Annotated in this window: 20 protein-coding genes; 9 read left to right on the forward strand and 11 right to left on the reverse strand. The window is 72.1% G+C overall.

Annotation, left to right across the window (positions count from 1 at the left end; all coding sequences use genetic code 11):
• Positions 1–261 (reverse strand): hypothetical protein (locus tag AAHZ94_RS02980; protein ID WP_349990253.1); only part of this gene is annotated, 261 nt, incomplete at its 3' end.
• 114 nt (positions 262–375) lie between these two features.
• Here AAHZ94_RS02980 and AAHZ94_RS02985 point away from each other — a divergent pair.
• Positions 376–1,353, forward strand: a complete 978-nt coding sequence (locus AAHZ94_RS02985; protein ID WP_349990285.1) for an NADP-dependent oxidoreductase — start codon at positions 376–378, stop codon at positions 1,351–1,353.
• A 21-nt stretch (positions 1,354–1,374) separates the two neighbouring features.
• Here AAHZ94_RS02985 and AAHZ94_RS02990 read toward each other — a convergent pair whose 3' ends face one another.
• Positions 1,375–2,661, reverse strand: coding sequence for an MFS transporter (locus AAHZ94_RS02990; protein ID WP_349990287.1), 1,287 nt, complete (start codon positions 2,659–2,661; stop codon positions 1,375–1,377).
• Positions 2,662–2,992: 331 nt separating this feature from the next.
• On the reverse strand, positions 2,993–3,229 hold the full coding sequence (locus AAHZ94_RS02995; RefSeq protein ID WP_349990254.1) for a DUF5708 family protein: 237 nt from the start codon (positions 3,227–3,229) through the stop codon (positions 2,993–2,995).
• Between the two features lie 445 nt (positions 3,230–3,674).
• On the opposite strand from AAHZ94_RS02995, the gene AAHZ94_RS03000 reads away from it, so the two are divergent.
• The 8 genes from AAHZ94_RS03000 to AAHZ94_RS03035 all read left to right on the forward strand — a co-directional run bounded on the left by AAHZ94_RS03000 (position 3,675) and on the right by AAHZ94_RS03035 (position 13,008).
• Entirely contained in the window at positions 3,675–4,844 is a 1,170-nt protein-coding gene (locus tag AAHZ94_RS03000; RefSeq protein ID WP_349990256.1) for a sialidase family protein, read from the forward strand.
• Positions 4,841–6,181 carry an ABC transporter substrate-binding protein gene (locus AAHZ94_RS03005; RefSeq protein ID WP_349990257.1) on the forward strand — a complete coding sequence of 447 codons (1,341 nt, stop codon included), beginning with the start codon at positions 4,841–4,843 and terminating at the stop codon, positions 6,179–6,181. The genes AAHZ94_RS03000 and AAHZ94_RS03005 overlap by 4 nt, the downstream gene beginning before the upstream one ends.
• 7 nt (positions 6,182–6,188) lie before the next feature.
• Complete coding sequence (locus tag AAHZ94_RS03010) at positions 6,189–7,742, forward strand: aldehyde dehydrogenase (protein WP_349990259.1); 1,554 nt, start codon at positions 6,189–6,191, stop codon at positions 7,740–7,742.
• On the forward strand, positions 7,735–8,658 hold the full coding sequence (locus AAHZ94_RS03015) for a 3,4-dihydroxyphenylacetate 2,3-dioxygenase (RefSeq protein ID WP_349990260.1): 924 nt from the start codon (positions 7,735–7,737) through the stop codon (positions 8,656–8,658). The genes AAHZ94_RS03010 and AAHZ94_RS03015 overlap by 8 nt, the downstream gene beginning before the upstream one ends.
• 14 nt (positions 8,659–8,672) lie before the next feature.
• Positions 8,673–9,518: a fumarylacetoacetate hydrolase family protein gene (locus AAHZ94_RS03020; RefSeq protein ID WP_349990262.1), complete on the forward strand. Its 846-nt coding sequence runs from the start codon at positions 8,673–8,675 to the stop codon at positions 9,516–9,518.
• A 28-nt stretch (positions 9,519–9,546) separates the two neighbouring features.
• Entirely contained in the window at positions 9,547–10,203 is a 657-nt protein-coding gene (locus AAHZ94_RS03025; RefSeq protein WP_349990263.1) for a TetR/AcrR family transcriptional regulator, read from the forward strand.
• A 517-nt stretch (positions 10,204–10,720) separates the two neighbouring features.
• The gene (locus tag AAHZ94_RS03030) at positions 10,721–12,223 is read left to right on the forward strand and encodes an aldehyde dehydrogenase (protein WP_349990264.1); all 1,503 of its coding nucleotides are present in this window, start codon (positions 10,721–10,723) and stop codon (positions 12,221–12,223) included.
• On the forward strand, positions 12,220–13,008 hold the full coding sequence (locus AAHZ94_RS03035) for a gamma-glutamyl-gamma-aminobutyrate hydrolase family protein (RefSeq protein WP_349990265.1): 789 nt from the start codon (positions 12,220–12,222) through the stop codon (positions 13,006–13,008). The genes AAHZ94_RS03030 and AAHZ94_RS03035 overlap by 4 nt, the downstream gene beginning before the upstream one ends.
• A 179-nt stretch (positions 13,009–13,187) precedes the next feature.
• Here the strand turns inward: AAHZ94_RS03035 and AAHZ94_RS03040 are convergent, their stop codons facing one another.
• From AAHZ94_RS03040 to AAHZ94_RS03075, 8 genes are all read right to left on the reverse strand, one after another.
• Positions 13,188–13,760, reverse strand: coding sequence for a MarR family winged helix-turn-helix transcriptional regulator (locus AAHZ94_RS03040; RefSeq protein WP_349990266.1), 573 nt, complete (start codon positions 13,758–13,760; stop codon positions 13,188–13,190).
• 258 nt (positions 13,761–14,018) lie between these two features.
• Positions 14,019–15,017: a type I glyceraldehyde-3-phosphate dehydrogenase gene (gene gap / locus AAHZ94_RS03045; protein WP_349990268.1), complete on the reverse strand. Its 999-nt coding sequence runs from the start codon at positions 15,015–15,017 to the stop codon at positions 14,019–14,021.
• Between the two features lie 330 nt (positions 15,018–15,347).
• Positions 15,348–16,304, reverse strand: coding sequence for a GlxA family transcriptional regulator (locus AAHZ94_RS03050; RefSeq protein WP_349990270.1), 957 nt, complete (start codon positions 16,302–16,304; stop codon positions 15,348–15,350).
• A 125-nt stretch (positions 16,305–16,429) separates the two neighbouring features.
• The gene (locus AAHZ94_RS03055) at positions 16,430–18,319 is read right to left on the reverse strand and encodes a serine/threonine-protein kinase (RefSeq protein WP_349990271.1); all 1,890 of its coding nucleotides are present in this window, start codon (positions 18,317–18,319) and stop codon (positions 16,430–16,432) included.
• A 214-nt stretch (positions 18,320–18,533) separates the two neighbouring features.
• Positions 18,534–20,138 (reverse strand): phosphoglycerate dehydrogenase, encoded by a 1,605-nt coding sequence (gene serA / locus AAHZ94_RS03060; RefSeq protein ID WP_349990273.1) that lies wholly within the window; start codon positions 20,136–20,138, stop codon positions 18,534–18,536.
• Between the two features lie 628 nt (positions 20,139–20,766).
• Positions 20,767–21,765 carry a ketol-acid reductoisomerase gene (ilvC, locus tag AAHZ94_RS03065; protein ID WP_349990275.1) on the reverse strand — a complete coding sequence of 333 codons (999 nt, stop codon included), beginning with the start codon at positions 21,763–21,765 and terminating at the stop codon, positions 20,767–20,769.
• Between the two features lie 354 nt (positions 21,766–22,119).
• Positions 22,120–22,644 (reverse strand): acetolactate synthase small subunit, encoded by a 525-nt coding sequence (ilvN, locus tag AAHZ94_RS03070; RefSeq protein WP_349990277.1) that lies wholly within the window; start codon positions 22,642–22,644, stop codon positions 22,120–22,122.
• Positions 22,645–22,694: 50 nt separating this feature from the next.
• Positions 22,695–24,560, reverse strand: coding sequence for an acetolactate synthase large subunit (locus AAHZ94_RS03075; RefSeq protein WP_349990279.1), 1,866 nt, complete (start codon positions 24,558–24,560; stop codon positions 22,695–22,697).
• Position 24,561: the final 1 nt, after the last annotated feature.

Genomic DNA, 24,561 nt, shown 5'->3' on the forward strand with positions numbered 1-24,561 from the left:
CCCCCCGGCCCCGACGTGGCCCCCACGGACCTCACCCCCGCTGGCCCCCCCCCCCCCCCCCCCCCCCCCCCCCCCCCCCCGCCCCGCGGGGGCCGGGGGGGGCGGGCCCCCCGCCCCGGGGGGCGGGGGGGCCCCCCCCCCGGCCCCCCCCCCCGGCGCCCGCCCGGGCGGCGCCCCGGCCGCCGGCCAGCCCGCCCCACGGCGCAGCGATCCCGGCGTCCCCGCAGGTCGGCGGCGGTTCTCCGGGCCACGGCCGGACACTCTTGACCCACGATTTCGGTCCAGATTTGGACCAGCGGGCCGGCCAATCCGCCTTATAGCGTCGAAGCCATGAACGCAGGCACAGGGCAGGCGGCGGCCGAGGGAGAGCGCGCGATGCGGGCAGTCAGGACAGGAGAACGGGCGGCGGGAGCGGCGGGCCTGGTGGTGACCGACGCGCCCTACCCGCACGCCAGCGAGAACGACGTGATCGTACGGGTGCACGCGGCCGGCTTCACCCCCGGCGAGCTGGGCTGGCCCGGCACCTGGACCGACCGCGCGGGCCGCGACCGCGCACCCAGCATCCCCGGGCACGAGGTCTCCGGCGTGGTGGCCGAACTCGGCTATGGCACCACCGGGCTCACCGTGGGCCAGCGGGTCTTCGGGCTCACCGACTGGACCCGGGACGGCACGCTCGCCGAGTACGTCGCGGTGGAGGCGCGCAACCTGGCCCCGCTGCCGGCGACGGTCAGCCACCTGAGCGCCGCCGCGCTGCCGATCTCCGGGCTCACCGCCTGGCAGGGCCTCTTCGACCACGGGCGGCTCGCGGTGGGACAGCGCGTGCTGATCCACGGCGCGGGCGGCGGGGTCGGCTCGCTCGCCATCCAACTCGCCCACCAGGCCGGTGCGTACGTCATCGCCACCGGCCGGGCCCGGGACCGGGCGATCGCCACCGAACTCGGCGCGCACGCCTTCCTCGACCTCGACGCGGACCGGCTGGCCGACGCGGGCCAGGTGGACCTGGTGCTCGACGTCATCGGCGGCGAGGTGCTTGCGGCCTCCGCGGCCCAGGTCAGGCCCGGCGGCACGCTGGTCACGATCGCCGCGCCGCCCACCGTCAGCCCCGCGGGCGGCCGTGCGCTCTTCTTCATCGTCGAGCCCGACCGGCACCGGCTGGCCGACCTGGCCCACCGGGTCCACGAGGGCCGGCTCCGCCCGCTGGTGAGCACCGTCCACCCGCTGGCCGACGCCCCCCACGCCTTCACGGCCCCGCGCACGGCCCCCGGCAAGCCGATCATCCAGGTCATCGAGACGGAGCCGGAGACGGAGCCGGAGTTGGAGTCGGAAGCGGCGGCCGGGGCCGCAGGGGCGTAGCCGGGGCCCGGGGCGGCGGGCTCAGGACGCCACGGCCTCCGCGCCCGGCTCGCGGGCGGCGCGTTCGGCGCGCATCTTCAGGGCGTGCGGGTTGGTCCGGGAGTCGTACGCCATCAGCTTGGGCAGCGTCGCCGCCAGCAGCCCGACGCCCACGACGCAGGCGACGCCGCCCGACCAGACCGAGGCCCGGACGCTGGTCATCGCGGCCATGGTGCCGGCCCGCACCTGGCCGAGCTGCGGGCCGGTCATGTACGACAGCAACTCGATGCCCGCGAGCCGGCCGCGCAGCCCGTCCGGGATGGTCTGGTTCCACAGCGTGGACCGGAACAGGCCGCTGATCATGTCCGCGGCACCGGCCACCGCCAGACACAGCAGCACCAGCCAGATGTTCGGCAGCGCCCCGGCCGCGGCCATCGCGAGCCCCCACAGTGCGGCCCCGAACACCACCATGCGGCCGTGCCGGTGCACCCGCGAGGTCCAGCCGCTGGTCAGGCTGACCAGGACGGAGCCGACCGAGCCCGCCGCGTACATCAGGCCGAGCGCCCACGGCGCGTCCAGATCGTCGGCGAGGAACGGGAAGATCGCGTTGGGGAAGGCAAAGAACATGGCCACCATGTCGACCGCGTAGGTGCCGAGGAGTTCCTTGCGCCGCCAGGCGTAGCGGGCGCCGGCCGCGATGCCGGCCAGGGAGGGGCGCTCCGCGTCGTGCGCGGGCGGCGCGGAGGCGAGCCGCAGCGCCAGCGAGGCGGAGACGGCGAACGTCAGCAGGTCGAGCCCGTAGGCGACGGGCAGTCCGGCGAACGCCACGATCAGCCCCGCCAGCGAGGGCCCGACGATCGCCGAGAGCTGCCAGCGGATCGAGTTGAGCGCGGCGGCTGCGGTGAGCTGGTCGTGCGGCACGATGCGGGCCGTCAGCGCGTCGATCGCCGGCTGCTGGAGCCCGGCCAGCGCACTGGTCAGCCCCGCCACCACATAGAGCGGCCACAGCATCGGGTCCGGCAATACGCTGTTGACCAGCAGCAACGCCGTCAGGGTGGCGAGCCCGAGCTCGGTGAGCAGGATCAGCTTGCGCCGGTCCATGGCATCGGCGAGCGCGCCGCCGTAGAGGCCGAAGACGATCAGCGGTACGAGCTGGACCGCGCCGATGGCACCGACCGCGAAGGCCGAACCGGTCAACTCCTTGATCTGCAACGGCAGCGCCACCATGGTCAGGAAGCTGCCGAACGCGGTCACGGCGCCGGACATCCACAGCAGCCGGAAGTCACGGGAGGAGCGCCACGGCGACAGGTCGGGCAACAACCTCCGCACCCGGCCCCCGGCCGTGGCCTCGGCCGCTGCGGCGGCCCCGCCGACCGGACCGCTGACCGGCTCGCTGACCGTGCCGTCGGCCGCCTTGCCCGGCCCGGGCGGAACGTCGGTGGCGTCCCCGATGTGACCCCCGGTGGCGGGCGCGATCGGCGAGGTGTCGGAAGCTGCCGCATCGGGCTGTTCGGGGGGCGTCACGAGAGGTCATCGTCCGCCGCCTGGCGAACACGGGCAACCGAATATCGTGCGACTTTCACCACGGTCCGCTGCGCCGCGACGGCCCGGGCATCGCCACGGACCGGGTGCCGGCCCCGCCCGCCACCCAGGCGTACCGTCACCCCTTCCCGCGCCACGCCCCGTACCCCGCGTACAGGAGTTGTCCCGCGCCGAGGAACGTCAGCACCACGCCCACCTTCCGCAGCGTGATGACGGGGGTGTCGACGCCCCCGGTGAACAGCCACAGGGCCGCGCCGACCACGAGCATGCCGGCCCCCTCCAGCAGGTGTCGGGTGCCGGGCCGCAGCCGTCCGCCCGCCCCGCCCCGTACTGCGCCCTCCGATACGTCACGCATGCGTACGTCCCTTCTCTCCTCATCCGAGGAGATTTCTCCGAGCTTCTTCCGAGCTGTCTGGTGGAGCCATCCGCTGGCGGATCGGAGCTGACGGGGGCTTGCGCCGCCTCCGTGTGCGCCAAGTGGTTGTCACCCGTACGTGCCGTCTGGAAGCCCGTCGGCACCGACCGGCGCGCGACCCCGGCCGGCGCGCCCGGCCGGGCGGACCACGCGTGCTCCACCCCGTTCACGCTAGGACTCGCCCCGGGCACACGCCTCGGCCGTCCAGAGGAGAACGGGGGCGGGGGGACTGCATCGTTCGGCGGAACGCGGCCGGCCGCGGCGCGAAGTGTTCATGTGCCGTGTCTTGACGCTCTATATGACGATCCTTATGGTCACCGCACACAAGGGACGTCCCACGTCCTGTCGTTGGCGCTCGATGGCCATGAGGCATCGGGAGGGTTACATGGCACGCGGCATGACGGTCCATCAGGCGTATGGCGAGTCCGTCCCCTTCCGCTCCGGCGTCGGCGGATACGCGAGCTACCGCATCCCCGCGGCGGTGGTCACGGACGCGGGCACCGTGCTCGCCTTCGCCGAGGGCCGGGTGGCGTCGGCGTCCGACGCGGGCGACATCGACCTGGTGCTCCGCCGCTCCACCGACGGCGGGCGGAGCTGGGGCCCGCTCCAGGTCGTCAGCCGCAACGCCGAAGGCACCGCGGGCAACCCGGCCCCGGTGGTCGGCGCGGCCGGCCGGATCGTGCTGCTCCAGGTGCACAGCGCGGCCGACGCCACCGAGGAGCGCATCCGCCGCGGCCAGGTCACACCCGCCGACGGCCGACGGGTGTGGGTGCAGCACAGCGACGACGACGGAAAGACCTGGTCGGCCCCGCGCGAGATCACCCGGGAGGCCAAGCGGCCGGAGTGGCTGTGGTACGCCACCGGGCCCGGGCACGGCGTCCGGCTGCGGCACGGCGCGCACGCCGGGCGGCTGGTCGTGCCGGCCAACCACTCGCTGCCGCTGCCGGCCCGGGAGCACGGCTCCGCGGACGGCACCGAGAACGACGCCCGCGCGGGTGGCACCGGCGAGGGCCCGTACGACGGCGGGCACGCCCTGCTCAGCGACGACGGCGGGCAGAGCTGGCGGATCGGCTACGTCGACGACAACCCGGACGGCTATGTCAACGTCAACGAGACGACCGTGGCCGAACTCCCGGACGGCCGGCTCTACTTCAACGCCCGCAGCGACGGCAGGGCGCCCGGCACCCGGGCCGACGCCCATTCGGCCGACGGCGGCGCCTCGCTCGTCCGCCCCTTCCGCCCGCAGGCCGGCCTCACCGGGCCCGTCGTCCAGGCCAGCACCCTGCACCTGCCGCCGGCCGGCCCGTACCCGGCGGGGCTGCTGCTGTTCGCCGGGCCCGCACACCCGGGCGCGCGGGCCCTGATGACCGTGCGCGCCAGCCGCGACGGGGGCCGCACCTGGCGCCCCGCCCACACCGTGGACGGCCTGCCCGCCGCCTACAGCGACCTGGTGCACCTGGACGCCGAGACCGTCGGCCTGTTCTACGAAACCGGAGACTTCAGCGCCTACTCGACCCTCACGTTCCGCCGCATCCCCGTGGAGGACCTGGCATGAGCCCGTACGGACCGGATCGACGCACCGTGGGGGGCGGCGCGGCGGCAGCCGCGGCCGGGCTCGCCCTGGCCGGCTGTGGCACCAACGGCCCGGGCAAGGTCAAGGTGCGCAAGCCGGGACAGAAGATCACCCTCAACTTCTGGTCCTGGGTGCCCGGCATCGAGAACCCCGTCGGACTCTGGAACGACCAGCACCCCGAGGTGCAGATCGAGCTCCAGAAGGTGTCGGCCGTCGGCGGCGCCCAGTACGCCAAGATGCACGCCGCGGCCAAGGCCGGCGAGGCGCCCGACCTCGCGCAGATCGAATACTCGGTCGTGCCGAGCTTCCTGCTGGACAACGCCCTGGCCGACCTGTCGAAGTACGGCGCCGAGCGCTACCGGTCGCGCTTCGTCGGCTGGCAGTGGCAGCAGTCGGTGTACGCCGGGTCGGTGTACGCGATCCCGCAGGACTCCGGCCCCATGGGGCTCTTCTACCGGCAGGACCTGCTCGACCGCTGGCACATCGCCACCCCGCGGACCTGGGCCGACTACGCGGACGCGGCGCGCGAGATCCGTCGGCACGGCGCCTGGATCGAGACCTTCTCGGCCACCAACGGCAACCGCATCGCGGGCCTGGCCTGGCAGGCCGGCGCCCGCTGGTTCGGCACCAGGGGCGACACCTGGACCGTCGCCATCGACGATCCCCCCTCGCTGCGGGTCGCCGACTTCTGGAGCCGGCTGGTCGACGACGACCTGATCAAGACCATCCCGGACCGGCAGAGCGCCTGGTACAAGGACATCCAGACCGGTGACATCGTTTCCTGGATCGGCGCGAGCTGGGGCGACGCCCTGCTCACCGGCAACGCCCCGGGAACCGCGGGCAAGTGGCGGGTCGCCTCGCTGCCGCAGTGGAAGCGCGGCGCGGACGCGCAGGCCAACTGGGGCGGCTCGACCACGGCGGTGTTCCGCGACTGCACCTATCCGCGCGACGCGCTGGCCTTCGCGGTCTGGCTCAACTCCGCACCGGAGTCCGTCAAGTTGCTGATCAAGGGCGGTTACGGGTTCCCCAGCGCGGCCTCCGGCTACAGCACGGCCGATCTCCAGGGCCGCAAGGCGTTCTTCGGCGGCCAGCCCTACAGCGAGGTGTTCACCGCGGCCGGCCGGGCGGTCGACACCAGTTGGAAATGGGGCCCGACCGTGGACACCCTCTACCAGCGGCTCGGCGACGGCTTCATGGGGGCCGTCGCGGACGGCTCCTCCTTCCGCTCGGTCCTGAAGGAGGTGCAGCGCCAGACCATCAGCGACCTCAAGGTCAAGGGGCTCAAGGTGGTCGCGGGCCCGGGCTCGGCCACCGGGTGACCCGCCGGTGCACGGCGCACCCGCCGGCGAGCCCCGCCACGCCGGCCACCCCAGCCACCTCGGCCGCTCCCTCAGCCGTCCCGGTCACCTCGGCCGTCCCAGCTACCTCGGCTACCTCGGCCGCTCCCTCGGCCACCCCAGTCGCCTCGGCCGTCCCGGCCACCTCAGCCGTCCCCGCCCCCCCCCCCCCCCCACCCCCCCCCGCCCCGCCCCCCCCAGCGGCGCGCCCCCCCGCGGCGCCCCCCCCCACCCCCCCGCGGCCGTGGCGGCGGCGAAGGCCGCCTTCCCCGGCTGGGCCGCCACCCCGCGCGCCGAACGCGCCCGCATCCTGCACGCCGTCGCCGACGGCGTCGAGCGGCGCATCGAAGAGCTGGCGATCGTGGAGACCACCGACAACGGCGCCCTGCTGCGCTCGCACCGGCGCGGGGTGATGCCCCGCGTCGCCCACAACTTCCGCTTCTTCGCCGACTGGCTGCTCACCCTGGAACACGAGGACTTCACCACCCGCGACCACACCAACCACGTCACCTGGGACCCGGCAGGACCCTGCGTCCTGATCACCCCCTGGAACGCCCCCCTGATGCTCGCGACCTGGAAGGTCGCCCCGGCCCTGGCCGCCGGCAACACCGTCGTCCTCAAGCCCGCCGAGTGGTCCCCGCTCACCGCCTCGCTGCTCGCCGACATCGCCGCCGACGCGGGACTGCCGGCCGGCGTCCTCAACGTCGTCCAGGGTTACGGCGCCGAGGTCGGCGACACCCTCACCGCCCACCCCGACGTACGCCGCATCAGCTTCACCGGCTCCGTGCCCACCGCCCGGCACATCGCCGCCTCGGCAGCCGCCCAGCTCACCCCGCTCAGCCTCGAACTGGGCGGCAAATCCCCGCTGTTGGTCTTCGCGGACGCCGATCTCGACCTCGCCGTCGACCTCGCCGTCGAGCAGTACGACAACGCGGGGCAGGTCTGCCTTGCGGCCACTCGGCTGCTCGTCGAAGAGAGCGTGGCCGAGGAGTTCACCCGCCGCTTCGTGGCGAAGGCCGCCGACATCAAGCAGGGTGACCCGCGGGACGAGGCCACCGACATCGGCCCCAACATCCACCCCCGCCAACTGGCGAAGATCGACGGCTTCGTGCAGCGGGCGCTGGCAGCCGGCGCCCGCGCCGTCATCGGCGGCGCCCCGGGCGATGGCCAGTACTACCCGCCCACCCTGCTCACCGACGTACGGCAGGACTCCGAGGTCGTACAGGAAGAGGTCTTCGGCCCGGTCCTCACCCTCCAGATCTTCAGCACCGAGGAAGAGGCCCTGCACCTGGCCAACGACACCCGCTTCGGGCTGGCCGCCACCCTCGCCACCGGCGACCCCGAGCGCGCCGAACGGGTCACCGCCCGCCTGGTCGCCGGCACCGTCTGGGTCAACTGCTTCTTCGTCCGCGACCTCAAGGCACCCTTCGGCGGCTCCCGCCAGTCCGGGGTCGGCCGCGAGGGCGGCAACTGGAGCTTCGACTTCTACTGCGACGTCAAGAACACCGTCACCGCCCCGAAGGGGTGGCAGCACCATGGGTGAGGTCGTCGGGGCGGGCCTGCTGGCCCACGTGCCCACCATCGTGCTGCCCAGGGCCACCCGGCTCGAACTCAACGAGGGCAAGGAAGTCACCCTCGTCACCGGCCTGGAACAACTCCGCAAGGACGTCTTCGAACGCGACGACTACGACACCGTCGTGGTGATGGACTCGCACTGGGCCACCACCGTCGAGTTCGTCATCACCGCCCAACCCCGCAGGGCCGGCCTGTTCACCTCCGAAGAACTGCCGCGCGGCATGTGCCGGATGCCCTATGACTTCCCCGGCGACCCCGAACTCGCCGAAAACATCGCCTCGTTCGCCGGTACCCACGGCACCTGGATCACCCCGATCTCCGACCCGTACCTGCCGATCTACTACGCCACGCTCAACCTGTGGAAGTTCCTCGGCCAGGGGCTGCCGAACAAGCGTTGGGTGACCATCGGCGTCTGTCAGACCGGCGACATGGAAGACCACCTGCGGCTCGGCCGCGCCGTGGCCGACGGCATCGCCACCACGCCGGGCCGGCGCGTCCTGCTCATCGCCTCCGGCGCCCTCTCGCACACCTTCTGGCCGCTGCGCGAACTGCGCGACCACGAGGCCAGCGACCCCGTGCACATCTTCTCGCCCGAGGCGCGGGCGGCCGACCACGAGCGCATCGACTGGCTCAAGCAGGGCCGCCACGACAGGGTCATCGACACCATGGACGAGTTCTGGAAGGTCAAGCCCGAGGCGAAGTTCTTCCACTACCTGATGATGGCCGGCGCCCTCGGCGAGCAGGCGTGCAGCGCGCCGGGGCGCCAGTACGGCGAGTACGAGAACTCCGTCGGCACCGGCCAGGTGCACCTGTGGTTCGACCGCCCGGCCGCCGGCTGGACCGGCCCCCGCCAACCCGCCCCGACCGCCCCAGCCAGCGCCTAGAAAGGCCCCACGCCATGCCCGAGTACCGCCGCATCCTCCTCGCCGGGGCCGTCGTGGAGACCGTCCGCGACGGTGACGAACTCGTCGCCGGGGACGGCCGGCGCGTCGCCGTCGAGGACGCCCACCACCTGCCGCCGGTCGTCCCCTCCAAGGTGATCGCCGTCCACCTCAACCACCGCAGCCGGGTGACGGAGTTCCAGATCGACCTGTCCGACACACCCACCTACTTCCACAAGCCCACCTCGGCCCTCAACAGCCACCGCGGCGAGATCGTCCGCCCCGAGGGGTGCAAGTGGCTCAACTACGAGGGTGAGGTGGCCATCGTCATCGGCAAGACCGCCCGCAACGTCGCTCCGGAGCAGGCTGGCGAGTACATCGCCGGCTACACCGTCGCCAACGACTACGGCCTGCACGACTTCCGGGACACCGACGCCGGGTCCATGCTCCGCGTCAAGGGTTCCGACACCCTGTGCCCGCTCGGCCCCGGTCTGGTCACCGACTGGGACTTCCACGGCAAGCGGCTGCGCACCCTGGTCAACGGCGAGGTCGTGCAGGACGGCACCACCGACGAGATGACCTGGGACATGCACTACCTGGTCGCCGACATCGCGCGCACCATCACCCTCTACCCCGGCGACGTGCTGCTCTCCGGCACGCCAGCGGGCTCCAGGCCGGTCAAGCCGGGCGATGTGGTCGAGGTGGACGTCGAAGGGCTCGGCCGCCTCACCAACCACATCGTCACCGGACCCACCGCCATCCGTACCGACGTCGGGGCCCAGCCGACCGAGTCCGAAGAGGTGCTCTCCACCGCGCTCGGCGGCGACTGGGAGTTCCGCGGCATCAGAGCACCGAAGCGCTGAGCGGCCCGACGTGGGTAGGGTCGGCGGCATGACCGAGCCCGGCGAGCACAGCACCCGCAAGCGCGTGACCAACTACGGCACGGGCCGGGTGGCCCTGCTGGACGCCGCCGTGCGGGTGGTGGCCCAGGGCGGCCTGCGCAAGCTGACCTACCGGGCGGTCGCCGAGGAGGCCGGGGTCACCCACGGCCTGGTCGTGCACCACTTCGGCTCCCGCGACGCGCTCATCGAAGAGGCGGTCAACCACGCGATCCGCTCCTCGCTGCGGGTCAACGCGCTCGACAGCGGCACCGGCACGGCCCGCGACTTCGCCCGCGACCTGGGCGCCATGGTCGACGCGGGGCCGGACGTCCAGGCGTTCCAGTACGAACTGCTGCTTGAGGCCAGACGCCGCCCCGAGCTGATGCCGCAACTGCGCGACCTGTACGAGGAGTACTTCGAAGCCGCCCGGCGCGAGCTCACCGAGGTGCTCGGCCGGCCGGTCGAGCGGGGCACCTCGCGCCTGGTCTTCGCCGCACTCGAAGGGTTGGTCCTGCACCAACTCGTCTTCGGCGAACGTGAGGTGACCGAAGAGGCATTGGCCGAGTTGCGGGTGCTGTTGGCCGGGCTCGGTGACGCGGACGGGCGCCCGACGCCGGCCGCCGCGGAGCGGACGGGCCGGCCCGGGGCGGCCCCGACCGACGACTGACCCACCCGGTAGTGGACTTGGCCCGGCGCCGGATCACAGCTCATCGATCCGGTGCCGGACCAAGGGTCAGGGGCCGTTGCCGGGGACGCTCGGCCCCTGACCCGCTCCACGCCGCACGGTGCTCCTTGGTTGTCCCGGCGGTCTCGGCTGCGCTGGCTGTCTCGGCTCCGGTCAGCCCGACCGACCTGACCGTCGGCCCCGGCCGAATCAGCCGACCCGACCGCCGCGGCTCCGGCCGTCCAACCCGGTCCAACCCAACCCAGTTCAACCCCAATTCAGTCCAACCCCAACCCATCCGGCTCCGGCAGATCTGACCCTGTCCCACCCTGCTTCGACCGCCGCAGGGGTCGCCGCCCCGCCCCAAGCCAGCCTGCCCGGCCGCAAGGCCCGTACGTACGCAGAAGGCTGCCGTGCGAGGAAGGCTCCCGTACGAGGAAGGCCGCCGCCCACCCAACCCCAGGCCGATCCCAGGCCAACCCCAGATCAGCCCACCCACCCCGGACAGCCCCAAGCACCGATGAAACGAGGACGCACGGTGGATGCCACGCATGAGGACTGGATACGTCGGGCGAGCGCGCTCACCCTCCCCGGTGCGCACGTCATCGACGGGCGCGAGCACTCCGGAGGCGGGGCCTTCACCGTGGTCTCGCCGCGGGACGGCAGGCCGCTGGCCGAGGTGGCCGACGGGGGAGCGGCCGAGGTCGACCTGGCCGTCGCCGCGGCCCGTCGGGCCTTCGACAGCGGGCCGTGGCCACGCCTGGCCCCCGCCGAACGCGGCAGAGTGCTGCTGCGCCTCGCCGACCTGATCGAGGCGGAGCGTGCCGACCTCGCCCTGACCGTCAGCCTGGAGATGGGCAAGCCCGTCACCGACGCCCACGACATCGAACTGCGCGCCCTGATCAACACCTTCCGGTGGTACGGGGAGCTGACCGACAAGCTCACCGACGAGTCGCCCCACACCGCGCCCGACACCCTCGCGCTGGTCACCCGGGAACCCGTGGGCGTGGTGGGCGCCGTGGTGCCCTGGAACTTTCCGCTGACGCTGGCGGGTTGGAAGGTCGCGCCCGCGCTCGCCGCCGGCTGCACGGTCGTGCTCAAGCCGTCCGAGTACGCGCCCCTGTCCGCACTGCGGCTCGCCGCGCTCGCCACCGAAGCGGGCCTGCCGCCCGGGGTCCTCAACGTGGTCAGCGGCAGCGGGCCGGTCACCGGCCGGGCCCTCGGCCTCCACCCGGACGTCGACGTGCTGGCCTTCACCGGCTCCACCGCGGTGGGCCGCCACTTCCTGCACTACGCCGCCGACTCCAACCTCAAGCGCGTCTGGCTCGAACTCGGCGGCAAGTCACCCAACATCATCCTGCCCGACGCCCCCGACCTGGAACAGGCAGCCGCCACCGCCGCCTGGGGCATCTTCTTCAACCAGGGTGAGATGTGCACCGCGCCCTCGCGGCTGCTCGTACACTCCTCCATCGCCGAACGCGTCACCGACGCCATCGTCGAACGGGCCCGGGCGCTGCGCCTCGGCGACCCGCTCGACCCCACGACCGAGATGGGCGCCCTGGTCGGACAGGACCACCTGGACCGGGTGCTCGGCCACGTCCACACGGCCGTCGACGCCGGGGCCAGGCTGCGTACCGGCGGCGCACGCACCCTGGTGGAGACCGGCGGCAGCTACCTTGAGCCCACCGTCTTCGACCAGGTGGCGCCCGATTCCGCGCTCGCCCGCGACGAGGTCTTCGGCCCGGTCCTGGCCGTGCTCACCTTCGACGACCTGGACGAGGCGGTGACGCTGGCCAACGCGACCGACTACGGCCTGGCCGCCGGCGTGTGGACCGCCGACCTGTCCACCGCCCACCGGGTCTCCCGCGCCCTGAAGGCCGGCACCGTCTGGGTCAACTGTTACGAGGAGGGTGACCTGACGGTGCCCTTCGGCGGCATGAAGCAGTCGGGCAACGGGCGGGACAAGTCGGCCCACGCGCTGGAGAAGTACACCGAAGTGAAGACCACCTGGATGCAACTGTGACCCTCAACCAACGCCCCCTCATCGCCGTCCCGGCCCGCTTCGCCGCCACCACGTCGGCCCTGCGGTACGCCGCCGAGGTCAACGCCAGGGCCCTGATCGAGGCCGTCTGGCGGGCCGGCGGCGAGCCCGTCACCCTGCATCCGTACGCGCCCGGCGGGGACTGCGACCCCACGCTGACGGCCGCCCGCATCGCCCGGTTCGACGGCGTACTGCTCCCCGGTGGCGGCGATCTGTCCCCACACCGTTACGGGGCCGGCGAGTCACACGAGGCGGTCTACGACGTCGACCACGAACAGGACGCCTTCGACCTCGAAGTGGCCCGACAGGCAACCGAGTTGGGGATTCCCTTGCTGGCGATCTGCCGCGGGCTCCAGGTGGTGAACACCGCCCGCGGCGGCACGCTGCACCAGGACATGGGCGGGCCCGGCCGCGAGCACCGGCACCTGCGCCACCCGGTGACGCTCGCCGCGGGCGCCGCCCTCGCTGCCACCGTGGAAGCCGCCACCGTCGACGCGTCCTGCTACCACCACCAGCACGTCGACCGGCTCGGCGCGGGTCTGCTCGCCACCGCGCACGCCGCCGACGGCACGATCGAGGCGGTGGAGTCGACCGGGCCCGACGGCTGGTTCCTGGCCGTCCAATGGCACCCCGAGGACACCGCCCACACCGACCCGGCCCAGCAGCGCCTGTTCGACGCACTGGTGCAGGCCGCCGCCGCGCACCGGTCGGGCGGCGAGGACGAGCCGCAGGGCGCGTACGCCCGAACGCTGACGCCGGGGGCCTGACGACGGCGTCTGCTGGTGCGGTGTTGGGTGTTGGGTGTTGGGTGTTGGGGTGATGGGTGGCTGGCAGTGGGTGGGGTGTCTGGCGCCGGAGGCTGACGCTGGGTGGGTGGCGCGGGTGTTGCGCGGTGGGTGTCTGACCGTGGTCGTGTGGTTGTGGTCGTGGGTGTGTGGCGGTGGGGTCAGCCCTTCGCGCGGCGGCCGCTGCGGCGCGGGGCCGGCTCCGCGCCGTTCAGCAGCGACCTGCGGCGTTCCTCGCCGTGCTGCTCCACCTGGAGGACGACGCGCCGCAGTCCGTCCGCGAGGCTGCGGCACTCCTCGTCGCTCAACTGCGAGGTCACGAACGCCTCTTCCGCGTTGAACTCGGGAAACACCCGGCCCATGAACTCCTCACCCTGCTCGGTGAGGCGCAACAGCACCAGCCGGCCGTCACTGGGGTGGTCGGCCCGGTGCAGCAACCCGCGCGACTCCAGGGTGCGGGCGACTCCGGTGAGCGTCCCCTTCGACACACCCGCCTCCTCCGCGACGTGCCGGGTCTCCGACTCGCCACCCACCCACACCACCCACAGCACGACGAACGCGGTCCAGGTCAGGTCGGCGTCGCGCAGTACGGAGTTCTCCAGGTGGTGGCGCACGGTGGCGGCGGCCCGGTGGATGTTGGCCACGGCCGCCATCTGCTCCCGCCGCAGCGGAATGCCGCCCAGCTTGGCCTCCGCGAGCCGCTCGGCCTCTGTGATGGATCGCTGCCCGGGCAAGAGTGCTCCCTGCGTCGCCTGCGCTGCCTGTGCCGCCGAACGGTCTGCTGGCCCGCCCGGTCGTTCGGGACCAAATTGTACGGGCGGACCCACCGCCACCCCTCTCACCCGCGACGTACTGCCGGGCCGGGCGGGACCGAGCCCCACCACTGGCCCGGCCACGGACGCGAGGGCGCGGGCACCGGCCTGGACGACAGGCAGACGACAGGCACAGGAACAGACACGGGCGCAGGGGAGCACCCTGCGCCCGTGGGTGGCTCAGCGTGCGGCGAGCAGTTCCAGGGTGTCGATCACCCGGTTGGAGAAGCCCCACTCGTTGTCGTACCAGGCGACCACCTTGATGTGCCGGCCGTCCACCCGGGTCAACTCGGCGTCGAAGATCGAGGAGGCCGGGTTGCCGGTGATGTCGGCCGAGACCAGCGGGTCGTCGGAGTACTCCAGGATGCCGGCGAGCGGCCCGTCGGCCGCCGCCCGGTACGCGGCCAGCACCTCTTCCCGGCTCACGTCGCGGCTGACCACGGTGTTCAGCTCGACGATCGAGCCGACCGGCACCGGAACCCGGATCGAGTCGCCGGACAGCTTGCCGTCGAGCTGCGGCAGCACCAGACCGATCGCCTTGGCGGCGCCCGTGGTGGTCGGCACGATGTTGACGGCGGCGGCGCGCGCCCGGCGGGCGTCGCGGTGCGGCCCGTCCTGGAGGTTCTGTTCCTGGGTGTAGGCGTGCACGGTCGTCATGAAGCCGTGCTCGATGCCGGCCAGGTCGTTCAGCACGGCGGCCAGCGGGGCCAGCGCATTGGTGGTGCACGAGGCGTTCGAGACGATGGTGTGCTGCGCCGGGTCGTAGACCTCGGTGTTCACGCCGTACGCCAAGGTGACGTCCGCACCGGCCGACGGCGCGCTGACCAGCACCTTCTTCGCCCCTGCGGTGAGGGGGGCGCGGGCGGCGTCAGCCGAGGTGAAGCGGCCGGTGGCCTCAAGGACGACATCGACGCGCAGGTCGGCCCAGGGCAGGTTGGCCGGCGCGCGCTCGGCGAGCACCTGGATGCGCCGGCCGTCGACGACCAGGGTGTCGCCGTCGACGGTCACCGGGCGGCCGAGCCGACCGGCGGTGGTGTCGTAGGCGAGCAGCCGGGCCAGGGTGGCGGGCTCCGTCAGGTCGTTGATGGCGACCACTTCGAGGTCGCTGCCGCGTTCCAGCAGCGCCCGCAGGGTGTTGCGTCCGATGCGGCCGAATCCGTTGATGGCGATGCGCGTCATGAGAGGTGTCCTTTCGCTCCACTCGCTCCGCCACCCAGCCTGGCGCGCCACGGACCCAGATGGCCGTGGCGGGAGCGCCATGGTTCGCAAGGATCACGCCAATGGGTGTCTGCCTGCGGCCCAGCGGACGGGTGCCGGCCTCCGGCGGGTGTCTGGCCGGTGCCAACGGGCGTCGTCGGGTCAACAACGGGGTGTGACGGGTGGCTGTCCGCGCTGGGTGGCGGCCCACGTTGCCGCTCACGCTGGGTGGTCGCCCACGCGGGGTGTCCGCCCGCCACCGACGGGGCCCGGCCCCGACCCGTACGATCACCCACGCCGGGCCCGAGCCCGCTACCCACCCTTGGTGAAGGTGCGCCGGTACTCGCTCGGTGTGGTGCCCAGGATGCGCTGGAAGTGCAGGCGCAGATTGGCCCCGGTGCCCAGGCCGACATCGTTGGCGATCTGCTCGATGCTCAGCCCCGAGCGCTCCAACAGCTCCCGGGCCCTGTCGATCCGGGCACGCATCACCCACTGCATGGGTGTGTACCCGGTGTCCTCGACGAAGCGCCGCGAGAAGGTGCGCGCCGAAACCGCCGCGTGCCGGGCCAGCGCCGCCAGTGTCAGCGGCTGGTCGAGCCGGCGCAGGGCCCACTCCCTGGTGCTGGCGAACCGCTCCCCGAGCGGCTCGGGCACGCTGCGCGGCACGTACTGCGCCTGACCGCCGCTGCGGTACGGGGCCGCCACCAGCCGGCGCGCCGCATGGTTGGACGCGGCCACCCCCAGGTCACCGCGGACCACGTGCAGGCACAGGTCGATCCCCGAGGCGGCCCCGGCCGAGGTCAGCACGTCACCCTCGTCGACGAACAGCACGTTCTCGTCCACCTCGATGCGCGGGTGCTTCGCGGCCAGCGCCCGGGTGTAGTGCCAGTGGGTGGTGGCCCGCTTGCCGTCCAGCAGGCCGGTGGCCGCCAGCGCGAAGGCCCCCGTGGAGATCGCAGCCAGCCGCGCACCCCGCGCGTGCGCCGCGATCAGCGCCTCCACCACCACCGGCGGCGGGTCCTCCCGGTCGGGAAACCGATACCCGGGGATGAAGACGATGTCTGCCCAGGTCAGCGCCTCAAGCCCATGGGCGAGCGCATACGAGAGGCCGTCCCCGCCATTGACCAGACCGGGCGCCGCACCACACAGCCGCACCTCGTACGGCATGCTCGCACGGGTGGTGAACACCTGGGCCGGAATCCCGACGTCGAGCGGCTTCGCCCCGTCGAGCACCAGGACGGCGACGGGACACAGTACGGAAGCGGACACACCTTCAGGGTAGGCAGTCGGGGGTGTGGGGTGCGGGCGTGGGGCGGCGCCGGGCCACCTCGTGGCTTGGCCGGCGCGGCACGGCGGGCCGGCGGCAGGAGCACGGGTGCCCCGCCGCCGCGGCCTCACTTCTCCTGCACCGGCCCCGGAAGGAACTGCACCGCCGAGGTCGCCAGGTCCTTGGCCACTTCGCAGGCTTGGCCAGTCGCTTCCGTGCCGTGGACGACGACCGCCACCCGCTCGGTGCCGTGCTCGCGCCCCGGCCCGAGGTAGATGCGGTTGACCACCTCCACCCGGCAACTGCCCGGGCCCCGGCTCTCTGGCTGCACCACGGCCGCGCGGCCCCCGAGCTTGGTGCGCGTGGTTTTCTTGTTCTGCGGCATCCCGCCCTGCTGGAACTGTAGGTCGATCTCCAGATTGGTGACCGTGGACTCCCACTGGCAGCTCCACTGCCCGTAGCCGGCCTTGGGGTCCTGGGCGTCAATGCCGGACACCTTGGCCAGCGCCGACATGTCCAGCATGGTGCAGGCGTCCTTGTGTGCCAGCGAGTTCTGTGGGAAGACGCCTCCGCGCCGCTTGACCTGACCGCCCTCGTTGAGCCGCGAGACGGTGTAGGCCGTGGCGATGTCGGCGGTGTCGCACAGATCCTGCCGGAGCTTCTTGGGCTTACGTGCCGCCGCGGTGACCCGCAGGCTGGTACCACTCACACCGGTCACCGTCATGGCCCGTACGCACTCGTCGCTCTCGGGCTCCGGCTCGGCGATCGTCACCCGGCCGTCCGTACGCTGCTTCGTCCCCTCCGGCAGGTCGTCGTCATCGAGCTCGACCCGTACGTCGACCACGTCCTCCTTGTCGACCTGGAGCAGCACGTCGCAGCGGTTGAAGTTGCCCTGGTACTGGTCGGGTTCGGCGCTGTCGTACGCGGGGAAGCCCTTGGCTTGCACCAGGGAGCAGGGGTCGGCTGTCTTCTGCTCGCCGAGGAAGGCCGGGGCGGAGCGGTTCGGTTTGCTCGCGGCGGGGCCGCTGCGGCCTGCTGGCTCCCCGTCGTCGGACAGGTTCAGCAGCACCAGCGGGGTGGCGACGGCCAGCGCGGCGACGGTGGCGACACCGGCCGTCAGCAGCCGGTTGCCGTTGACGAAGGTGGTCACCTGCTCCCGGATGGTCGGGGCGGCGCTGGGTGGCAGGGGCGTCGGATAGGAGACGGTGATCCGCTTGAGCGGCAGGGTGGCCAGGCTGCCCGCCTCGCCGGCGAGGTCGGCCAGCGCCCGGTGCACGAAGTCCGCCGTGGGCCTGGCCCGCGGATCGGTCTGCATCATGGCGGTGAGCAGCGGGCCGAGTGTCCCGCTGGTCGAAGCGACGGCGTCGAGCCGCACCGCCTGGGTCGCGGTGCGCAGCGGTGGCGTCCCGGTGGCCAGGCTGTACAGGGTGGCGCCGAGCGAGAACACGTCGGACGCCGCCTCGGGCGCGCCCCGGAACGCCTCGGGCGCCGCGTAGGAGGGCGTCAGGCTGATCGGCCCGTTGGGGGTGATCGTCGCGCTGGAGTCCATCCGGTGTGCGGCGCCGAAGTCGGCCAGCTTGGCCACGTGGTTCTTGGTGATCACGATGTTGCCGGGCTTGACGTCGCAGTGCACCAGGCCAGAGGCGTGCAGCGCGGCCAGTGCGTCGGCGATCTGGGCGCCGATGCCGGCGGTGTGCGGCTGCGTCAGCTTCACCGCGATGTCCAGGCTGCCGCCCGTCACGTGTTCCATCACCAGCCACAGGGTGGCCCGCTTGTTCTTGTTCGTACGGATGACGTCGTAGAGGGTCACCACGTGCGGGTGGCTGAACCTCGCCAACGCCCTTGCCTCGCGCAGCAGTTCATCGAAGGAGCCGCTGTCGTCACTCTCCGGCCTGGCGTGTTTGAGGACGACGTTGCGGCCCAGTTCGGTGTCGAAGGCGAACCAGACGGCACCCTGGCCTCCCTCGACGGGCCCGTCTGTGAGCTTGTACTTGCCAACCCTCTCCCCGCGGCGCACGGCGCACTCCCCTCAGACGAGCCCGAAGGCGCTGCCGATCGGTACCCGGGCCGCAGCCGCCGGATACCGGCCGCGCCGCCCGTCGCCGTCGGCCCACCGGCCGCGGCTCCCCGTCCCCACCTGCTGGTGCACTGGTCTCCATCCGTCCAGGGTGTGGCCCCCCCCGCGGGGGGGGCGGCCGCGGGGGGGGGGGGGGGGGGGGCGGGCGCCCGGCTCAGTCCGTGAGGTTCACCGCACGGGCGGAGGTCGCACCGATCTCCACCGCGATCTCGGTCATCACGGCCGCCGGAACCGAGTCGTCCACGGTCAGCGCGACGAGCGCTTCGCCGCCCGCCGTCGAACGCGACACCTGCATGCCGGCGATGTTGATGCCGGCCTCGCCCAGCACCCGGCCGACGGTGCCGACCACGCCGGGCCGGTCCCCGTACCGCAGGAACGCCATGTGGGCGGCGAGCGCCAGATCCACGTCGTGGTCGCCGACCGCGACGATCTTCTGCTGGTGCTTCGGGCCGGCCAGCGTGCCCGAGATGGAGACCTCCTGGCCGTCGGCGAGGGTGCCGCGCACCGTCACCACGTTCCGGTGCTCGGGCGACTCGGAACTCGTCGTCAGCCGCACCTCGACGCCGCGCTCCTGCGCGAACAGCGGCGCGTTCACGTACGACACGGTCTCGGCCACCACGTCCTCGAACACGCCCTTGAGCGCGGAGAGTTCGAGCACCTTCACGTCGTGCTGGGTGATCTCGCCGTAGACCTCCACATCGAGACGGACCGCGACCTCGCCGGCCAGCGCCGTGAAGATCCGGCCGAGCTTCTCGGCCAACGGCAGCCCGGGGCGCACGTCCTCGGCGATGACGCCGCCCTGCACGTTGACGGCGTCCGGCACCAGTTCGCCGGCGAGCGCGAGCCGCACCGACTTGGCGACCGCGATGCCCGCCTTCTCCTGCGCCTCGCCCGTCGAAGCCCCCAGGTGCGGGGTGGCGACGACCTGGTCGAACGCGAACAGCGGCGAGTCGGTGCACGGCTCCGTGGCGTACACGTCCAGGCCGGCGCCGGCGACCCGGCCCTCCTTGAGCGCCGCGGCGAGCGCCTCCTCGTCGACGATCCCGCCCCGGGCGGCGTTGACGATCCGCACCTCGGGCTTGACCTTGTGCAGCGCGTCGTCGCCGATCAGCCCCAGCGTCTCGGGCGTCTTGGGCAGGTGCACCGTGATGAAGTCGGAGACCGCGAGCAGCTCGTCCAGCGTCAGCAGCTTGACGCCCATCTGCGCCGCCCGGGCGGGCTGCACGTACGGGTCGTACGCGACGATCTTCATGCCGAAGGCGGACATCCGCTGGGCGACCAGCACCCCGATGCGGCCGAGACCGACCACGCCCAGCGTCTTCTCGCTCAGCTCGACGCCGGTGTACTTGCTCCGCTTCCACTCGCCGTTCTTCAGCGCCGTGTTGGCCTGCGGGATGTTGCGCGCGGTGGCGACGATGAGGCCGCAGGCGAGTTCGGCGGCGGTCACGATGTTGGAGGTCGGCGCGTTCACGACCATCACGCCCGCCTTGGTGGCGGCGGCGACGTCAACGTTGTCCAGGCCCACGCCGGCGCGGGCGACGACCTTCAGCTTGCGCGCCACGCCGATCGCCTCGGCGTCCACCTTGGTGGCGCTGCGCACGAGGATGGCGTCCACGTCGGCGATGGCGGGCAGCAGCTCGGCCCGGTCCGCACCGTTGCAGTGCCGGATCTCGAAGTCGGGGCCGAGGGCGTCGACGGTGGCCGGCGAGAGTTCTTCAGCGATGAGTACGACAGGTTTGCTGGACGTAGCAGTGCTCACGTGGTCCTCAGTCCTCACTAGTCCTTTGCGGACGGCCGTCCCGACGGCCGCAGGCGGTGAAGGGGTCAGCCGCGTGGAAGACGCACGACGCTGTGAGCCTGACGCGCTTGTGCAAGCAGTGTAGTGGCGTACGAGCCGGAGTCTTGCGCTGTCACGCAACATCACCCGGTTGTGGCCGGCACGCCCCGCAGCGGTCGCCGCGCAGCCGCCCCGGAAGGTGCGTTACAGCAGGTCAGAGCGGTATCGGCGGATGCTGCTCGGGGTCTTGTGGGCCGGGGCTCGACTCGGGTCCGCAGGGCTCCGGCGGCAGTCGCGGGCGTCCGTCGGCAGCCGTCACCGGCCGTTCGCGGTCCGCTTCCCGCGACGCGTGGGCGCAGCGCCACCGCGCCCCGTACGAGTCACAGCCGCGGGGTGGTGCCGTGCGGCTGTGACGCGAATGATGCACGGCACCGCGCCACGGGCGCGCGGCCGACCGAACGCGCCTGCGAGTGGCCGGATGCATCTACGGGTGGCCGGAGCCGGCCGGGCGGGGCGCCCGGGGCGGTCCGGCGCAGTGCTGCCCGGGGCGGTCCGGCGCCACCGGCCGATGCCGACCGCGCCCGCCCGCCCGCCCCGGGCTCACCCGTGCTTACTCGTTGTCGTCGACCCAGCTCATGAGCTTGCGCAGGTCGCGGCCCGTGGTCTCCAGGAGGTGGTCCTGGTCGGCCTTCTTGTACTCGTTGTACTTCGGCAGACCCGCGTGGTACTCGGCCATCCAGTTCTTGGCGAACGTGCCGTCCTGGATCTCCCCGAGCACCTTCTTCATCTCCGCCTTGGTGGCGTCGTTGACGATGCGCGGGCCCGTGACGTAGTCGCCCCACTCGGCGGTCTCGGAGACCGACCAGCGCATCTTCTCCAGGCCGCCCTCGTACATCAGGTCCACGATGAGCTTGAGCTCGTGCAGGCACTCGAAGTAGGCGATCTCCGGCTGGTAGCCGGCCTCCACCAGGGTCTCGAAGCCCGCCTTGACCAGCGCGGTGGTACCGCCGCACAGCACGGCCTGCTCGCCGAAGAGGTCGGTCTCGGTCTCCTCGGTGAAGGTCGTCTTGATGACGCCGGCCCGGGTGCCGCCGATGGCCTTCGCGTACGAGAGGGCCAGGGCGAAGCCGCCGCCCGTGGCGTCCTGCTCGACGGCCGCGATACACGGCACGCCGCGCCCCTCCTCGTACTGGCGGCGGACCAGGTGGCCCGGGCCCTTCGGGGCGACCATGGCGACGTCCACACCGGCCGGCGGCTTGATGAAGCCGTACCGGATGTTCAGGCCGTGCCCGAAGAAGAGCGCGTCGCCCTGGTTGAGGTTGTCCTTGACGGACTCCTCGTAGACCTTGGCCTGGATCGGGTCCGGGACCAGCATCATGATCACGTCGGCTTCGGCGGCGGCCTCGGCCGGGGTGGTCACGCGCAGCCCCTGCTCCTCGGCCTTGGCCTTGGACGCCGAACCCTCGTGCAGGCCGACGCGGACGTCCACGCCCGAGTCGCGCAGCGACAGCGCGTGGGCGTGGCCCTGGCTGCCGTAGCCGAGAACCGCGACCTTGCGGCCCTGGATGATGGACAGGTCGGCATCGTCGTCGTAGAACAGCTCGGCCACTTCGGGTATCTCCTAGCGTTTCGGGTGGTGCGGCCCACCGTATGACGGCTGGGCGGGGGAAGGTTTTCAGGTCTCGCCATCCGGTCCCGCGCCGCGGCCGGAACCCGCCGGGTGGGGCGGGTGCGGTCGGCCGGGCAGGGCGCCCGCGGGGCGCGTACGGGTGGCGTACGGCGCGGCGCGTGCGGCGCGGTGGCGCGTGATGGCTGCGCCGTGGTGCGGGGTGCAGCGCCGTGGTGCGCGGGTGGGCGGCGGCGCTGCGGTGCCCGGGGGTACGGGCGGACGTCAACTGTTCGGCTGTGCGGCCGTTCGGCTATGCGACTGTGCGGCTTACTCGGCCCTTGCTCAGCCGTGCGGCTATGCGGAGCGGTCGAGGGGGCGCAGGCTCCGGTCGGTGATGGAGCGCGCCCCCCGTCCGATGGCAATGGTGCCGGACTGCACCAACTCCTTGATGCCGAACGGCTCCAACATCTTCAACATGGCCTCCAACTTGTCGCTGCGCCCGGTGGCCTCGATGGTGACGGCCTCCGGGGAGACGTCCACCGTCTTCGCGCGGAAGAGCTGGACGATCTCCACCACCTGGGAGCGGGTCTCGTTGTCGGCCCTGACCTTCACCAGGACGAGTTCGCGGTGGATGGCCGAACTGTCCTCCAGCTCAACGATCTTCAGCACGTTGACGAGCTTGTTGAGCTGCTTGGTGACCTGTTCGAGCGGCAGTTCCTCGACGTTGACCACGATGGTGATGCGGGAGATGTCGGGGTGCTCGGTGACGCCCACCGCGAGGGAGTCGATGTTGAAGCCGCGGCGCGAGAACAGGGCGGCGATCCGAGCGAGGATGCCGGGGGTGTTTTCCACCAGAACGGAGAGCGTGTGCTTGGACATGGGGGCTCGGTTCTCTCTTCTCGGCTTGTGCTCGGGGCGTGGGGCGGGGCTCAGTCGTCTGCGCTGTCGCCGAAGTCGGGGCGGACCCCGCGGGCGGCCATGACCTCGTCGTTGGAGGTACCGGCGGCGACCATCGGCCAGACCATGGCGTCCTGGTGGACGATGAAGTCCACCACCACGGGCCGGTCGTTGATGGAATTGGCCTTCTCGATGACGGCATCGAGTTGCGCCGGGTCCTCGCACCGCAATCCGACGCAGCCCATCGCCTCGGCCAGTTTCACGAAGTCCGGGACCCGGGTGCCGGCCGGCCTTTCCACATCAGCCGACGCGCCATCGGCACTGGAATGCAGCGTGGTGTGCGAATACCGCTGGTTGTAGAAGAGGGTCTGCCATTGGCGGACCATGCCGAGGGCGCCGTTGTTGATGATGGCGACCTTGATGGGAATGTCGTTCAACGCGCAGGTGACCAGTTCCTGGTTGGTCATCTGGAAACAACCATCACCATCGATGGCCCACACCGTACGCTCCGGGCGCCCGGCCTTCGCACCCATCGCCGCCGGCACCGCATAACCCATCGTGCCGGCCCCACCGGAATTCAACCAGGTCGCCGGCTCCTCGAAGTTCAGGAAATGCGACGCCCACATCTGATGCTGCCCCACACCCGCCGCGAACACCGTACCCACAGGCGCCAACTGCCCCACCCGCTCAATCACCTGCTGCGGCGACAGACTCCCATCCGCCGGCAGGTCATAACCGAGCGGATACGTCGAACGCCACCGCTCCAGATCAGCCCACCACGCACTCAGGTCATTCACCTGACCCTCAGCGTGCTCGGCCTGCACCGCAGCCACCAAATCCGCGATGACCTCCCGCGCATCCCCCACGATCGGCACATCGGCCAACCGATTCTTTCCGATCTCCGCCGGATCGATATCCGCATGCACCACCTTCGCCAACGGCGCGAAGGAATCCAACCGACCCGTCACCCGATCATCGAACCGTGCCCCGAGCGCCACGATCAGATCGGCCTTCTGCAACGCCGTCACCGCCGCCACCGTGCCGTGCATCCCCGGCATCCCCAGATGCTGCCGATGCCCATCGGGAAACGCACCCAGCGCCATCAACGTCGTCGTCACCGGCGCCCCCGTCAACTCCGCCAGCACCCGCAACTCCGCACTGGCCCGCGCCTTGAGCACCCCACCCCCCACGTACAACACCGGACGCCGCGCCTGCGTGATCAGCCGCGCCGCCTCCCGGATCTGCTTGGCGTGCGGCTTGGTCACCGGGCGGTACCCGGGCAACTCGGTCTGCGGCGGCCAGGAGAAGCGGGTACGGGCCTGCAACGCGTCCTTGGCGATGTCCACCAGGACCGGCCCCGGCCGGCCGGTGGAGGCCACGTGGAATGCCTCAGCGATCGTCCGCGGAATGTCGTCCGCGTTCGTCACGAGCCAGTTGTGCTTGGTGATGGGCATGGTGATGCCACAGATGTCCGCCTCTTGAAAGGCGTCCGTACCGATGGCTTGGGATGCGACCTGTCCCGTGATGGCGACCAGCGGCACCGAGTCCATGTGCGCATCGGCGATGGGGGTGACCAAATTGGTGGCGCCGGGACCGGAAGTGGCAATGCAGACGCCGACCTTTCCGGTCGCCTGCGCATAACCCGTCGCGGCATGCCCCGCACCCTGCTCGTGACGCACCAGCACATGGCGCACCCGGGAGGAATCCATCATGGGGTCATAGGCGGGCAGGATCGCCCCACCCGGAATTCCGAAGACTACGTCGGCGCCGACCTCCTCAAGCGAACGAATGAGGGATTGCGCGCCCGTGACGTTCTCGGTGGTGACGGGTCGCTGCCCGCCATTTCGGGCCCGCGGCTGGGGATGGGGGGCCCCGGTGGCCTGCTCGGTCATCGGCATT

Origin of the sequence: Streptomyces sp. HSW2009 (genome assembly GCF_040240285.1) — a bacterium.
Taxonomy (GTDB): Bacteria; Actinomycetota; Actinomycetes; order Streptomycetales; family Streptomycetaceae; genus Streptomyces.

Bases quoted from the DNA above. Each gene is read 5' to 3' on its own strand.
- AAHZ94_RS02985 (WP_349990285.1), top strand. From the start codon at position 376: ATGCGGGCAGTCAGGACAGGAGAACGGGCGGCGGGAGCGGCGGGCCTG.
- AAHZ94_RS02995 (WP_349990254.1), bottom strand. From the start codon at position 3,229: ATGCGTGACGTATCGGAGGGCGCAGTACGGGGCGGGGCGGGCGGACGG.
- AAHZ94_RS03000 (WP_349990256.1), top strand. From the start codon at position 3,675: ATGGCACGCGGCATGACGGTCCATCAGGCGTATGGCGAGTCCGTCCCC.
- AAHZ94_RS03005 (WP_349990257.1), top strand. From the start codon at position 4,841: ATGAGCCCGTACGGACCGGATCGACGCACCGTGGGGGGCGGCGCGGCG.
- AAHZ94_RS03015 (WP_349990260.1), top strand. From the start codon at position 7,735: ATGGGTGAGGTCGTCGGGGCGGGCCTGCTGGCCCACGTGCCCACCATC.
- AAHZ94_RS03020 (WP_349990262.1), top strand. From the start codon at position 8,673: ATGCCCGAGTACCGCCGCATCCTCCTCGCCGGGGCCGTCGTGGAGACC.
- AAHZ94_RS03025 (WP_349990263.1), top strand. From the start codon at position 9,547: ATGACCGAGCCCGGCGAGCACAGCACCCGCAAGCGCGTGACCAACTAC.
- AAHZ94_RS03030 (WP_349990264.1), top strand. From the start codon at position 10,721: ATGAAACGAGGACGCACGGTGGATGCCACGCATGAGGACTGGATACGT.
- gap (WP_349990268.1), bottom strand. From the start codon at position 15,017: ATGACGCGCATCGCCATCAACGGATTCGGCCGCATCGGACGCAACACC.
- ilvN (WP_349990277.1), bottom strand. From the start codon at position 22,644: ATGTCCAAGCACACGCTCTCCGTTCTGGTGGAAAACACCCCCGGCATC.
- AAHZ94_RS03075 (WP_349990279.1), bottom strand. From the start codon at position 24,560: ATGCCGATGACCGAGCAGGCCACCGGGGCCCCCCATCCCCAGCCGCGG.